This window comes from Halomicrobium sp. HArcht3-1 (assembly GCF_058933345.1).
The window spans coordinates 1-13,830 of sequence record NZ_JBZYDM010000004.1 but is presented as its reverse complement, the minus strand read 5'-3'; the positions used below and the strand labels follow the sequence as shown (position 1 = coordinate 13,830).

The 13,830-nt window shown below is 66.8% G+C and carries 10 protein-coding genes and 1 pseudogene; 2 read left to right on the top strand and 9 right to left on the bottom strand.

The features are described from left to right. Window positions 1–13: 13 nt before the first annotated feature. The 3 genes from AC5FRW_RS07570 to AC5FRW_RS07560 form a co-directional block, all read right to left on the bottom strand. Window positions 14–955 (bottom strand): prenyltransferase, encoded by a 942-nt coding sequence (locus tag AC5FRW_RS07570; protein ID WP_493568240.1) that lies wholly within the window; start codon window positions 953–955, stop codon window positions 14–16. Window positions 956–1,051: 96 nt separating this feature from the next. Next, complete coding sequence (locus AC5FRW_RS07565) at window positions 1,052–2,086, bottom strand: NAD(P)/FAD-dependent oxidoreductase (RefSeq protein WP_493567835.1); 1,035 nt, start codon at window positions 2,084–2,086, stop codon at window positions 1,052–1,054. Window positions 2,087–2,178: 92 nt separating this feature from the next. Beyond that, the gene (locus AC5FRW_RS07560) at window positions 2,179–3,456 is read right to left on the bottom strand and encodes a carboxylate--amine ligase (protein WP_493567834.1); all 1,278 of its coding nucleotides are present in this window, start codon (window positions 3,454–3,456) and stop codon (window positions 2,179–2,181) included. A 333-nt stretch (window positions 3,457–3,789) separates the two neighbouring features. Between AC5FRW_RS07560 and AC5FRW_RS07555 the strand changes: the two genes are divergently transcribed. Continuing rightward, window positions 3,790–5,733: a hypothetical protein gene (locus tag AC5FRW_RS07555; RefSeq protein WP_493567833.1), complete on the top strand. Its 1,944-nt coding sequence runs from the start codon at window positions 3,790–3,792 to the stop codon at window positions 5,731–5,733. Between the two features lie 216 nt (window positions 5,734–5,949). Further along, on the top strand, window positions 5,950–7,377 hold the full coding sequence (locus AC5FRW_RS07550) for a hypothetical protein (protein ID WP_493567832.1): 1,428 nt from the start codon (window positions 5,950–5,952) through the stop codon (window positions 7,375–7,377). 90 nt (window positions 7,378–7,467) lie between these two features. Here the strand turns inward: AC5FRW_RS07550 and AC5FRW_RS07545 are convergent, their stop codons facing one another. The 6 genes and pseudogenes from AC5FRW_RS07545 to AC5FRW_RS07520 all read right to left on the bottom strand — a co-directional run. Continuing rightward, window positions 7,468–8,409, bottom strand: a complete 942-nt coding sequence (locus AC5FRW_RS07545; protein WP_493567831.1) for a DUF8471 domain-containing protein — start codon at window positions 8,407–8,409, stop codon at window positions 7,468–7,470. Between the two features lie 29 nt (window positions 8,410–8,438). Further along, window positions 8,439–10,364, bottom strand: a complete 1,926-nt coding sequence (locus AC5FRW_RS07540; protein WP_493567830.1) for a hypothetical protein — start codon at window positions 10,362–10,364, stop codon at window positions 8,439–8,441. After that, on the bottom strand, window positions 10,357–11,295 hold the full coding sequence (locus AC5FRW_RS07535; RefSeq protein WP_493567829.1) for a glycosyltransferase: 939 nt from the start codon (window positions 11,293–11,295) through the stop codon (window positions 10,357–10,359). Before AC5FRW_RS07535 ends, AC5FRW_RS07540 begins: the two co-directional genes overlap by 8 nt. Continuing rightward, window positions 11,288–12,346 carry a non-hydrolyzing UDP-N-acetylglucosamine 2-epimerase gene (wecB, locus tag AC5FRW_RS07530; RefSeq protein WP_493567828.1) on the bottom strand — a complete coding sequence of 353 codons (1,059 nt, stop codon included), beginning with the start codon at window positions 12,344–12,346 and terminating at the stop codon, window positions 11,288–11,290. Before wecB ends, AC5FRW_RS07535 begins: the two co-directional genes overlap by 8 nt. Then, the gene (locus tag AC5FRW_RS07525; RefSeq protein WP_493567827.1) at window positions 12,343–13,467 is read right to left on the bottom strand and encodes a DUF354 domain-containing protein; all 1,125 of its coding nucleotides are present in this window, start codon (window positions 13,465–13,467) and stop codon (window positions 12,343–12,345) included. The genes wecB and AC5FRW_RS07525 overlap by 4 nt, the downstream gene beginning before the upstream one ends. A 64-nt stretch (window positions 13,468–13,531) precedes the next feature. Next, window positions 13,532–13,830, bottom strand: a pseudogene (locus AC5FRW_RS07520) (hypothetical protein); the annotation flags it as partial.

Sequence of the window (13,830 nt, the reverse complement as noted above, 5' to 3'; positions counted from 1 at the left end):
CTTTCTCCGCCGGTCATCCCACGCCGAGCCACCACCACGCACCCGTCGTGGTCGCTGCGATCAGAACCATCGCCGCGACCGGGGGTAGCGGCGAGCGCTGCCGTGTGAGCGTCTGCCAGCCCCACACGAGGAATGGGGCGGCGGGGAGGTGCGCCAGCGCGACCAGAGTGGGCACGATTTCAGTCGTCCACAGCACGAGAACGGTCAGCCCGGCCGCGACGGCGAGCGTGGCGTAGAGTCGTCGCAGCCCCTGCGGTGACCACCGGACTGCCAGCGTTCGCTTCCCGACCTGTGCATCGGCTTCGCGGTCGGGCCAGTGTGTCGCACAGAGGTTACAGCCCACGAGCAGGGCAAAGGGGAGGACGGCCAGGGCCGCACCCGGTCTCGGCGTCGCGACGACACTGACGCCGTACAGCGGGAGCAAGAGACCACCGAGGACGGCGTTGACGAGTTCGCCGACGCCGCGTCGGATCAGCGCCACCGGCGGGAGCGAGTAGGCGAGTCCGAGACCGAGGATGGTCGCGAGGATGGCCGCCGGCGTGTGGTTACCGGCCGCGACGAGGCCGCCGATGGCGAGGACGCTGGCGGCCGACGTGACGACGGTCGCACGCCCGAGATAGCGTCGGGGTAGTCCCGTCCGGTCGAGCGCGCCGCTGCCCCCGGAGAACGGCGTCCGGTCGGTCAGCCGGTCGGTGTCGGCGTCGGCGTACTCGTTGGCGTAGTGGATCGCAACCGTGACGGTCACGAGCGCGAGCAAGCCCGAGAGCAGTGACGACCCGTCAGCTTCGAGACCGTCCCACCCCGGACCGGTCAGTGGCGGCCCGCTCGTCGCGATTCCGGCGCCCAGTGCGTACACCAGAACGACCAGCGACAGCTGACTGGGTCGGGCGGCCGCCCACAGCGCCCAGAGTCGCGGCGCGCTGTCGGGTAGCTTCGGCGGCGACAGTTCAGGCATCGTTCGCACAGGCGTGTCTCTGTCTGCCGGAGGCTATAGCTGTCGGGATCGTGTGTTGCGGGCGGTCGACCGCCCACGACCATGGCCGTCGGACGGTCACTGTGCGTAGACGAGCCGTTCGCCCACGTCCAGCCCGTTACGAAGGGCTGCGTGAACGCGCGCTTCGCCCGCGACCCAGTCACCGACGCAGTACAGGCCGTGTTCGCGGGCCGATTCGACCGGACCGCTGGCGACGGCGTCGTCGGGCAGGGCGTAGCGCCACCCCTGATGGTCGGACCAGTCCGGGTCCCCGAGACGGTCGTCGCCGACGATATCGGCCGTCGCTGCGGCCAGTTCGGCGACGTTCTCTGCCGGTGGGTCGTCGTAGTGCGTTCGCGACCAGTCGGGGCTGGCCTGTACGACCAGCAGGGTCTCGCCGTCGGGGACGTGGCCGGCCTTGCACTCCTCACGAGCGATCCAGCCCACGTCGTGGGCGTCGTCGGTGTTTATCAGCGCGTAGTAGGACCGATCGATCTCGAAGGGGTAGTGCAGGACGGCCGTCCAGATCGTCCGGTAGTCGACGGCGTCGGCGGCGCTCGCGAGCGTCCCGCGCAGGTCGTGCTCCCAGTCGGCCTCGGCAAGCAGCGCCGCGGTCTGTGGGGCCGGGGGATTGAGGACGAGCACGTCGAACGCCCAGCGGCCGCCATCGGTGTCGGTGAGGTGCCAGCGATCCGCCGACCGCCGGATCGTCTCGACGCGCGTGCGCCGATGGATCGTCGCGTCGGTCTCGGCGAACAGGCGCTTTGCGATCTGTGTCAGGCCGGTCTCGTAGCTCCACTTGTGGTCGTCGCTGTCCCGGCCCGGCGAGACGGTGCCGTCCGCGTCGAAGGTGTGGATCGGTTCGGTCACGTCGACGAGACCGTCGGTCCCCAGCACGTCCTCGACGAGGTCGTTCACCCGCCTGTCGTCCGATTTCAGGTAGTTCGCGCCGTAGTCGTAGGTCAGGTCCCCGTGGCGACGGGTCGCCGCTCGCCCACAGAGACCGCCCGACTTCTCCAGTACCGTCACGTCGGCGGTCGGCAGTGTCCCGTCGACCACGTAACTGAGTGCCGCTGCGCCTACGCCCGCTCCGACGACGCCAACCTCGACCATACCAGACAGTCGGGCGGGAACGGCATAAATCGACGACCAACACTGTTCGCATCCAGTAGTGTCGTGACTGTGTCCCAACAGGAGCGGCCCGCTTATTCCCGAACGAACAGGCGCTGGATCGCCGTGGCGAGTCTCGACGCGGGGCTGCCCCGTGGGTCGCTGGCGGCAGCACTCGTCACCTGCCCGACCGCGTTGCGCAGGTCCCGAACGAACGGTCCGGGGTCGTCGCGACTGAGATAGTCGAAGCGTCGGTCGCTGAGCACCGAGCCAGCCACTGCCAGCGAGCGTCCGAGGAAGGACGGTCGTTCGACCAGTGGGTACTCCTCGGTGAGGATGCTGTAGAGGTGGAGGGCCTCGCCGTGGAGCAGGTGGCCGGCGATCCCGACCTCGTATTCCGGTGGCCTTTCGATCTCGCGACCGGTGGCCTGCGCCCAGTACAGCAGCGGGAAGTCGACGCCAGCCTGAACGGTAAAGGGCAGCGACGACCAGAACCGTGGGTTGATCTCCATGAGTTTGAACTCGCCGTTCCGTGGGTCCCGAAGGAACTCGACCATGGCGACGCCGTGCCAGTCGAGTTCGTCGAGCAGCGCGCGCCCGGACCGTTCGAGCGCGGGGATGTCGACGGATTCGCGGTAGGCGCTCGGCCCGCCGGCGTACTTCCAGCCCCGGCGCTGGCGATGCTGGAAGGTCGCGACCGGCGTCCCGTGATCGTACAGCGCGAAGAAGCCGTACTCGTCACCGGTCGGGACGTAGTCCTGAACGAGGGGGACGTGACCCATCTCCCCGACGGTCGCCTCGCGGTCGGGGCGCTCGCCCGGTTCGACGTACTCCGTCGAACTCCACTGGGTCTCCGGTGTGTCGAAGCGGTCGGCGTACTCCGGTGCGCGGAACGTGTAGCGTGGCTTGACGATACACTCCTCGTCCCAGTCGTCCCACTCGTCGAAGGTCCGGGTGCGCGGGGTCGCGACGCCCGCCCGATCCGCGGCGGCGAATAGCTCCATGCGATCCTGCACTTGCTGGAGCGTCTCCAGTGTCGACCACGGCGTCCCGACGTGCTCGGCGAGGGTTTCCCGATTCCGGGCCAGCGCGTAGATGTCTGGCTCTCTGAAGGGGAGAATCGTCGCCACGTCCTCGCGTTCGGCGAGCGACAGGAGCGCCGATTCGTAGCCCGAAAAGTCGGCGGTCGGGTCCGGCACCGCCACGGACTCGTCACAGTATCGCGAGTCGAACGCGGGTGGCCGTTCGTGCTCCGAGACGGTGACCGTCGGGATCGACCGTCGCCCGAGCGACCGGACTGCGGCCGTACTACTCGCCGTATCGATCGCCGGCACCACCACTCCCTGTCGTGGCGAACCTCGCTGACCAGCCATACCTCGGGCATCGACGGACTGCGGTTTTGTTACGAACCGCCTGCGTAATGCGCCTCGGCCGTCACGGCACTGGGTCGATGCTCTTCTCTCCCGGTGTGGCATCTCTTCGGGCGGTAACTGTATCCTACGGCCTTGGTAAGGTGCTCTTAGGACCCGTTCGCAAGTGACCGTGGCCGACCTGCACACTCCCCGCGCCCCGTCACTTACCCGGCAGTAATCACCCCTATCCGCAACAAAGCAGTACGCAAACTACGGTATGGTGGTCGTATTCTACGAGTAACGCACGCCCATTCCGTCAGAACTCTTAGGTGTATAATCGCGTGCTACTCGAACATGGCTGATGAACAGTCTGACCATACCGGCAGTAAGACACCACTACTCAACCGGCGCGGCGCGCTCAAAGTCCTCGGTGGGACCGCACTCGCCTCGCTGACGATGGGTACCGCTTCTGCACAGACCGACAGCGAGACCTTCGTCGTGGACGGTTCGAACGCGACGTGGAGCTACGTTATCGAGACGACGGGCACGGTGAGCCGACTGTCGACCGACGCCGATGTCGACGACACGATCTCCGATGGAACGGTCGAGGGGACGGTTTCGAACGGTCTCGCGGGCTACGAACTCACGGGTGACGTAACCGCGCTCACGCTCGATGGCCCCTCGACGTTCTCTTTTGGCCCGGACGCAGGCGGCCAACTGCAGGAGCGGCACGAAATCGTCCTCTCGTCGCCGACGGAGATCACGTACGAACTCACGACGACGGGCGAGATCACCAAGGTCACCGACGCCGGCAGCATGTCGGCCGAGACGCTCAACGACCGCGTTACCCAGAACGACGACGGCACCTGGACCGTCACTGGCTACACCGGCAACGGTTACGGTGACTCCTACGAGTTCCTCGGCAGCGTCGTCGACTTCACGCCCAAAGACGGCGACGTATCGATCACGCTCGATGGCTCCGAGATCGGCCCCTACGAACTCGTCGGTGAGAGTCAGCCGACTCGGACGCTCGCGGTCGTCTCGCAGGATGAGGTCTCCTACGAGTTCACCGTCGACGGGGCGGTCGAGAAAGTGCTCGACGCCGGCCGGCGCTCTGCCGAAACCGAGAACGACGTGATCGCCGACAACGGGGACGGTACGTTCACAGTGTCGGGCTACACCGGTAACGGCTACGGCGACTCCTTCGCCATCACGGGCGACGTGACCGACTTCAGTCCGATGGACGGCGACTACTCGCTGTACCTCGATGGCGACGAGATCACGGCCTACGATCTGACGGGCGAGGAGCCGCCGGACGATTCGACGACCACGACCGACACCAGCACGGGCGGCGCACCGTCCTCGGCAGTGATCGGCGGCGGCGACGGCTACGACAACCTCGTCCAGCCGAGTGCAGCGGACCACTCGGTCAGCTCGGTCTCGGAACTGGTCGACGCACTCGGGCGCGCGAGCAGCGGCGACGTGGTCTACGTCGACGGCAGCGCCGAGCTAAACCTCGGCTCTCGCGAACTCACCGTCCCAAGCGGCGTCACGCTCGCGAGTGACCGCGGGATCAACGGGGCCGCTGGGGGACACCTCTACACGACCTCGATCATGTGGCCGCTGTTCTGGATCGAAGGCGGCGCGCGCGTCACGGGCCTGCGCGTCAGCGGTCCGAGCTACTCCTACCGCGAGTACAACGCCGACGCCGTCGACATGGGCCTGCGCGTCAGCGGCAGTAACGTCGAGATCGACAACAACGAGATCTACGGCTTCACCCACGCTTCGGTCCGCCCCGCGGGCGACACGCACGTCCACCACAACCACATCCACCACAACCCGATGGACGGACTGGGCTACGGTGTCAGCACGACTTCGGGCCACCCGATCATCGAGTACAACTACTTCAACTACAACCGCCACAGCATCGCCAGCGGCGGCGGTAACGGCTACACCGCCCGCTACAACCACTTCGGGCCGGACGCCGTCGACCACGTGATGGACATGCACCGCCCCGGCGGGACGACCATCGACATCCACCACAACACCGTCGAGGCCGTCACCCACGTGCAGGACAACGGCCGCACGGAGTGTGTCGCCATCCGCGGTACTCCGAGCGACGTGGCCGACATCCACGGCAACTGGTTCTACAACCCCAACGAACCGAAATCGTCGCCCGAGGGCTGGGACGGCAGTGCGATCACGCAGGTCCACACCAGTAGCTGGCAGAACGTCACCTTCGACGGGAACCACTACGGCAGCGACGAACCGGCGCTCGATATCGGCGCGCCGCGGTGAGAGCGAGGAGCGTCGCGAGCACGGCGAGCGACGGTCCTCGACAAGGCGAGCGGGAGCGACGACAGGAGCGACACGCGAGCAACGAGACGCTCGACGAGCGAAGCGAGGGGTATCGGGAAGACGAATTGACATAAGCCCGAGGGCGACCCGGCGTAAGCCGGTCCTACCGGCGGTATCACTCTCATTACAATACCGTCGGACCCCTCATCCCCGCACGTGTCACGAGATCCGTCCAGTCGCCGGTCTCGCCGTGCCTTCCTCGCACTCGCGGCCACAGCCGCCGGCTCGCTCGCCGGCTGTCCGGGTCGCGATCCAGAGACGGAGACGGCCTCGACCGGGACGGAGACGCCACCAGACGAGACTCGCACTTCCGGGGGGACAGCGACGCAGACGCCGGCACAGACGACCACGGACGCCCAGTCACGTTTCGACGAGGTGATCGACATCACGTCGGTGGGCGGGGCATCGGACGGGTCACAGCCGGTCACGAAACTGATCGAAGAACACGCCGCAGACGACACAGTCATCGAGTTCCCGGCGGGGATCTACGCCGTCGATCACCTCTCGCTGACGAACCTCCACAACGTCGGACTGCGGGCGGTCGATGGTGCGGACGTGTCGTTCGTCCCGTCCGCGCCGGCTCGCGAACTCGGGACGACGCTGCTTCGGCTGGTCGACCTCAAGCGGTTCCTGTTCGAGGGGATCGATCTCGACTACCGAAAAGAGGGGTACGGCGGGATGGTGTACGTGCTGGGGACCGACGACTTCGAATTCCGCAACGTCACCGTCCGGGGGCAGTACCCGTCCGACGTGTCGGGCTTCCGTTTCGAGGTCGTCGACCCGGAGAGTTCGGCCATCGTCGAGAACATCCGTCTGACCGGCGGGTCGATCGACGGGTCGGACTCCGTCGGCATCTACGTCGGCCACACTCACGCCGGCACGCTCACCTTCCGTGACTGTGTCGTCGAGAACTTCCCGAACAACGGCATCTACGCCTCCTCGCCCGGCCGAATCGACGGCCTCTCTGGCTCGAACGGCCCGGTCCACGTGCTGGGCGGGCGGTACAAGAACAACAACATCGCCAACGTCAGGCTCGGCTCGACTGACTCCAGCGTCCAGAACGCGACCGTGATCGTCGACGAGGTCCCGCCGCGCCACCACAACGGGCTCGACCCCCGCGGGATCAGGATGCGGGCGCGACAGGGACAGCTCGTCGAGAACTGCGAGGTACAGATCAGCGGACGCGTCCCGAGTAGCTCAGGTGGGATCGTGCTCCACTCCGAGGCTGGACAGGCGACGATTCGGAACACGACAGTCTCCGTCGACACCGACGGGGTACCGGCCATCCACGCGCTCAAGCCGGCCGACAGCCAGCGCGGTCCGATCATCGAGCGCGTCACCGTCGGCGGCAACGCCGCGACCGAGCACGCCATCGACATCAAGCACCGCAACGGCACGCGCATCCGCCACTCACGGATCGAGCAGCCGGGATCGAATCGGTCGGGCGCTCGCTTCGAACAGTCCAACGACTGCCTGATCGCCGACACGTCGTTCGACGTGACCGGCGAGCCGATCACGATGGTCGATTCCAACGTCGTCCGTCAGAACGTCTCGATCGGGCAGTCGGACGGGTCGAAGCAGTAGCGGTCGCTGTCAGCGCTTTCTCGTGTGGTCTCTCGCGGCGCTCGAAGACGTCGAGCAACAGTACGTGATCGAAAAGGAGCGGGCGCTCGGTCACCCGATCTGGACGCGCAGCCATCGGACGGCGCTGTCACGCCTCGGATCGGTGGGCGGTTCGTCCTCGTACAGCAGGTAGACGAGCACGAGCGGACGTTCGCCCCGTTCGAGGTCGAGGTCGTACGTCGTCCGCGCCGTCCCGTTGGCGTCGAGCGTCACCGTCGTCTGGCCGAGCGTCCGTCGGTCGGTGACGCCCTCGGTCGTGATGTGTCCCGTCCGTGCGACGATGGTGTAGCTCGTTCGTGACTCGCCGGCGTCGTGAACGACGAGGCGGTGGACGGATTCGTTGCCGATCGTCTCGTTGGTCGCAAGCACTTGCTCGCCGCCCGGTCCCTCGGTCGTGAGGTAGAACTCCGTGGCACTCTCTCCGTCGCCGCTCGTCGCGACGACGCCACTGGCACCGACCGCGACGACACTTACCAGTACCGCCGCGACGAGGAACAGCTGTGTCTTCGGCCGGGTCCGCGCGCCGGTGAAGGCCGTTCTGATCGCCGCCGTCGCACGGAACCGCTGGCTGACCGGCAGGCGCGTCCGCCGGACGAGTCCGACGACACCCGCTGCGATGGTGACCGCTGCGACACCGTCGAGTACTGGCACGAGTGTCAGCGACCAGACGGCGTCGACGACGATGCCGACGACCGGGACGATAGCGATCGACAGTCCGACCGCGAGGCCCAGCCGTTCGGCCAGCGTCGGCTCTATCACACCGGCAGCCGTGGCTTCGTGGGCTGCGGGGTACAGCGCCGCGACGACGGCATATCCCGGGACGACGAGCAACAGCGGGAGGACGAGCGCGCCCCGGAGTACCAGTGGCAGCCCCGGCTGGATGGTGAGCACGACGGCCCCGATCAGCGCGAGACCGACCACTGCGCCGATGTCCAGTGCACCGCCCAGTGTCGGTGCCCCCACCGACGACGCGTGAACCGTTCCGTCTGACATTGACCGGGATTGTGAGTCGCCAGCCATTGTTATGCTCCGTCTATGCCGTCGATGCCAGTACAGACGATCACGTCGCCGTTGGTGTACAGTCGGTGCATCGTCGGCCGACACACCTCCGCTGGCGAGAGCTGTCGCGTCGCGGAGGCGTTCCCGACCATGACCACCGGCGCACCGCGTGACTGGTACCCGCGGTAGACGACGGTGTCGTGGACGATCGCACCGTCCTCGACCGCGAGCATGTTGGCCGGGGCCGCGCCGGTCCGCTCGAACACCGTCCGGTAGGGGTGGTCGGTGTAGAGCGGGTCCGAACTGTCCGCGCGTGTCGCCCTGACGGTCTCGACGGCTGCAAGCTCCGATTCGCCGTACGCGTAGGTGACGTACTCCTCGTCGAAGACGGGGTTGTCGGGTGTCCCCTTGTGGTTCAACGCCATCGCGCCCGGGAGGACGAGCGCGAACAGGAGCAGGCCCGCCATCGCCGTCCGGGGCGAGAGCCGTCTGACCGCGAACCGACAGCCCGCCGCAGCGACGACCGCCATCGGGACGTACATAAAGGCGTACCAGCGTCCCGGCAGGAAGGTGTTGAATCCGAACAGGGGCAAGCCGAAGGTAAAGAAGGCGAGCACGCCGGCTGCGATGGCATACATCGCCGTCGACGGGGCGGCGTTCCGGGCGTGGAACACGGCAACCGACCCCAACACGACGACGAAAAAGAGCGTGAAGAAGCCCAGCGCATCGGCGAAGGCGATGGTAATTGGCGTGCCCGCACTGGCTGTGGCTCCGGCCCCATCTGCCCCCGACGACGATCCGACGAGGTTCAGAAAGCCGACCGAGGTAGCGAGTGCCCGGTCGACCGTCGCCAGCAGTTCCGTGACGAACACGCTGTCGCGGTACGGCGTGATCGACCAGAGACCGACGACGACCCCCGTTTCGAGGACGAATAGCGGCCAGAGTGACCCACCGTCTCGATCCGCCCCCGGCAACACCGGGGCGGCGAGCTGGACGACCGAACCGACGCCAAGCACCACGAGCAGAATAAAGGCCGAGATCTGGTGTGTGAGTGCGGTTGCAATGCCGAATCCGGCGACCAGCAGCGACGACGACAGGCGCGTGTCGCCCCCGAGGAGGCGCGTCGCCGCGGCCAGCGCACCGACGAAGAACACCAGTCCCATGCTCGTCGGGATGATGTGGACGCCCCATCTGACGACGTGGTCGCTCATCGCGAAGACGGCGGCCGAAACCAGTGCCCAGCGCTCCTCGAACAGGAGATGCGCCGTCGCGTAGCACAGTAGCGTCGCCAGCGGGAGCGCCAGTCCGAGCGAGGCGTAGGTGGCCGTGCGCAGCCCCACGTCGAGCGCGTCGGCAGCGACCACCACGAGCACGTGGAACAGCGGCGCTGTGCGGTACTTCACGTCGGAAATGGCGGCCAGCGAGTCCTCGGCTCGGATCGCTGCGGCGTAGTCGGTCAGGTGCGTCCAGCTATCGACGCCGACCAGCCCCGGCGTCGTCAACAGCGCGGTGTACCTGACGACGAGCGCCAGCCCGATGATCTGGGCGAGCAGGAGACCGGGACTGAGGGCGTCGTCGTCGAGAACGAGAATCTGTGCGAGGATCGCGCTCCCGACGATGCCGCTGGCGGCGAGGAACGTGACCGTCCGGCCGCCCTGCACTGCGCCCAGCAGTGCGAGCGCACCGATCCCGAGGACGGTCAGCCCGCCAGCGACCCGCCCGTCGGTACCCAGACGCAACCGTTCGAACGCACGTCCGTCGTCGGCGTCACGATATCGCCCGAGCAGGTAGACGACACAGGCGATTCCGACCAGCGGCGGGAGCACCTGGATGAACAGCTGTCCAGAGAGGAAGCGAAGCGGGAACAACACGATGGCCGCGAGCAGGCCAAGCGACACGACGAACACGTCCGGCTCGACCGGGAGTCGGCCGGTCGTCGCCTCAGCCATCGATCTGTACCCCCGTCGCACCGGCCTCCTGATACACGGAGACGATGTTTTTCGCCATCTCGTTCAGCCCGAGACCGACCACCTGTTCGCGTCCTTCCGAGACCGGGGCGGCCCGGAGCGTCGCGAGCAGTCGTTCGACGAGTTCGTCGTCGTCGGCACACACCCCGGAGTAGTCGAGATCGGCGACGTACTCGGCGACGTCACCGACATCCGTCGAGACGACGGGACAGTTACACGCCAGTGCCTCTTTGACCGTGTTCGGTGACCCCTCACGGCGAGAGGTCAGCAACATCACGTCTGCTGCGTTCATGTATCGTGGTACCTCCTCGTGTTCGACGCCGGTGACGGTCCGCAGCTCGACGCGGTCGTCGAGTCGTTGGGCGACCGTGTCGACGACGGACCGCGCCCGCGCGAAGTTCTTGATCGGGCGATTCGGATCGTACGGAAAGAGAACGATTCGGGCGTCGGGATCCCAGTTCAGTTTCTCGCGAGCGCTCGCCTGTGGGGACGGGCTGAACGTCGTCGTGTCCACGCCGTGGGGGATGATGTGGGCATCTCGGTCGAGTTCGCGTGCCATCTGCTCGGACATGACGATGACCTCGTCACACCGATTGGCACACCACGTCGAGAGCTGGCTGTACGAGCCGAGCAGGTCAGACCCCCACAGCGAAAGGACGACCGGGCGGCGACGCTGAGCCAGTGCCGCGGGCGCGGTGAGACCGTAGTTTGCGTGGACTACGTCGTACTCCGAGAGCGACTGTCGCAGCGTCGCACCGTAGAATCGTGCGTAGTGACTGAGCGGCCGCGCTCCCTCTTCGGAGTTCGGGACGGCGATCGTATCGCAGTTGAGACCGAGCGCCTCCAGCGCGTCGATCTGGTGGCGATAGAACGTCGCCTTCTCGTTGGTGACGAGCATGAGCACGTCATTCATCAGCCAACACCCCCACGATGCGCTCGGCGGCGTTGCCGTCGCCGTAGGGCTGGGGGTGGGTCGCGGCGTCGACGGGCGTCGCCAGCGCGTCGTGGATCGCTTCCAGATCCGCTCCGACCAGTCGATTCCAGCCGTGAGCGACCGTCTCGTTCCACTCGGTCTCCTCGCGCAGCGTCACGCAGGGCGTTTCGAGGAAGAACGCCTCTTTCTGGACGCCACCCGAGTCGGTGACGACGCGGTCGGCCCCCGAAAGCAGGCGGACGAAATCGAGGTAGCCAACGGGGTCGATACAGCACAACGACGACTGGACTACGTCGTACAGGCCCTGATCGCGTAGCGCGGCTTCCGTCCGGGGATGGACGGGAAAGACGACTGGGTCGGAAATCTCCCGGAGTGCCCGGACGATCGCAGCGAGACGCTCGTCGTCGTCGGTGTTTCGCGGTCGGTGGACCGTCGCGAGGACGAACCCGTCGTCGACGCCGAGGCGCTCGACGATCGACGACTCGCGGTGGGCGATCTGCTTTGCCCACAGGATCGCGTCGTACATCACGTCGCCAGTCTGGACGACGCGATCCTCGATCCCCTCGGTTGCGAGGGTTTCGGTGGCCCCATCGCAGGGCGTACACAGCACGTCTGCGACGTGGTCGGTGACGATCCGGTTGGTCTCCTCGGGCATCGAACGCTTTCCGCTTCGCAGTCCGGCCTCCACGTGGACGACTCGCAGGTCGCGGTTCGCGCCGACGAGCGCCCCGGCGACCGTCGAGTTCGTATCCCCGTACAGCAAGAGCGCGTCGGGGTCCTCTCTGGCGACGATCGGATCGAGTCGACGCATCATCTCGCCGGTCTGGACGGCGTGGGTGTTCGAGCCGACCCCGAGGTTGTACGCGGGCGCGTCGAGATCGAAGTCCTCGAAGAACACGTCCGATAGCTCCTGATCGTAGTGCTGGCCGGTGTGGACCAGTACCTCCTCGTGGTCCGGTTCGAGCGCACGCGAGACCGGGAAGGACTTGACGAACTGCGGGCGCGCACCGACGACGGTGAGGACCTTCATGCTCCCACCGCCACCAGCACGTCACGGACGAACGACGCCACGTCGATGGTCTCCTCGACGAACGCCTCGCGACGGCGTTGCCACGCATGCCCGTCGCTCTCCGTCAGGAGGTCCTCGACCCGTTCGCGAGCGCGTCCCTCGTCGTCGGTCGAGTACACCAGCCCGTACTCCGAGAGCAATCTGAAGTTCGCCATGTCGTCGTCGCCGGCAAAGGAGTTGCATCGGATCGCGGGCGTCCCCAGCAGGCCTGCTTCGGTCGCCATCGTCTGTGAGTCGCCGACGTACGCCTGTGCGAACGCGAGCAGGTGATGCATATGCTCGGGATCGACTGGCAGACGGTACTGATCGAGCGGCGGGTCGAGTGGCTCCTCGGACGTGATGTACACGTCACCGGCAGTGGCGAGCGTCTCGACGATCGCTTCCTTGCCGGCCCGCGAGAGTCCGCCCTCGCCCACGTCGTGCTGGGCACCCCACGAGACGAACCGCACGACCGAGTACGGTGTGGTGGGGTCGACGCCAGCACTGCGAACGACCTCGGGGTCCGGTTCGAACCGATCCGGGTGGAGATACGCGAGTTCGTGAAGTCCCTCGTACCGGACGTGCTGACCCTCGATCTCGCCGTCGTACCACGCCGGCGTACAGATCACGTCGGCGAAGGGGAAGGCGAGTCGATTGGTCAGCGTCGCGGGTTCGCTGTCGGTCAGGACGACGCTCTTTGACCCCACTGCTTTCGCGACGTGTGCGGCAGCGACCCCGCCGATCGCAGTGACGACATCGGGCTGGTAGCGTCGCGCCAGCGCGAGCATCCGCAGTTCGTATTTCGCCTGGACACCGATCCGACTCACCGTCGAGGTCCCCGATCCCGCGAGCACCTCGTGTTCGATGTCGAACGCGTCCAGCAGATCGGTCGCGATGTCTTTGTCCCGCGTACAGACACGCACGTCGTGACCGTCGGCCCGAAGCTCGGCGATGACGGGCCGGTAGAAGTGGACGTGTGCGGGGTGCTGGATCGTGACGAGGACCCGGAGTGGCGCCACTTGCTCCCGTGGTGGCGTCGCGACCGCGCCCCGATCCGGCGGGACGGCGGCGTCCTGTGGCGTGTTCGTCGCTGTCGCAGTCAAGGCGTGTCTCCGACGCATCACTCGGTGGTGAGCCAGTGAGTGTTTTGTTATGACCGTCCTACAGCTAATCAGACGACGACTGCCGATCTCTCGGTGACGTATCGGTCCGATCCGTCGCGTTCGACGGGAGACTCGCTGGTCGCCGGCGACGCTGACGCTGTCGGATCGAGAGTGAATGCAGCCGAAAAATGTGGAACGGGGAAAGGGGAGTGGGGTGGGGGTGGGTGGGGGTGGGGCTCGGTGGTGCCGGGTCGTCGACGTCCGGTCCGCCGCCCGACGGAGGTTCGTCCGGCGGGATCTCCGGTGGCAGGTCGTCGGCCGACGCGTCGCCGGCCCCCATCACGTCGGCCGCGTCGACCGCTG

Bases quoted from the DNA above. Each gene is read 5' to 3' on its own strand.
- AC5FRW_RS07570 (WP_493568240.1), bottom strand. From the start codon at position 955: ATGCCTGAACTGTCGCCGCCGAAGCTACCCGACAGCGCGCCGCGACTC.
- AC5FRW_RS07565 (WP_493567835.1), bottom strand. From the start codon at position 2,086: ATGGTCGAGGTTGGCGTCGTCGGAGCGGGCGTAGGCGCAGCGGCACTC.
- AC5FRW_RS07560 (WP_493567834.1), bottom strand. From the start codon at position 3,456: ATGGCTGGTCAGCGAGGTTCGCCACGACAGGGAGTGGTGGTGCCGGCG.
- AC5FRW_RS07555 (WP_493567833.1), top strand. From the start codon at position 3,790: ATGGCTGATGAACAGTCTGACCATACCGGCAGTAAGACACCACTACTC.
- AC5FRW_RS07545 (WP_493567831.1), bottom strand. From the start codon at position 8,409: ATGTCAGACGGAACGGTTCACGCGTCGTCGGTGGGGGCACCGACACTG.
- AC5FRW_RS07540 (WP_493567830.1), bottom strand. From the start codon at position 10,364: ATGGCTGAGGCGACGACCGGCCGACTCCCGGTCGAGCCGGACGTGTTC.
- AC5FRW_RS07535 (WP_493567829.1), bottom strand. From the start codon at position 11,295: ATGAATGACGTGCTCATGCTCGTCACCAACGAGAAGGCGACGTTCTAT.
- wecB (WP_493567828.1), bottom strand. From the start codon at position 12,346: ATGAAGGTCCTCACCGTCGTCGGTGCGCGCCCGCAGTTCGTCAAGTCC.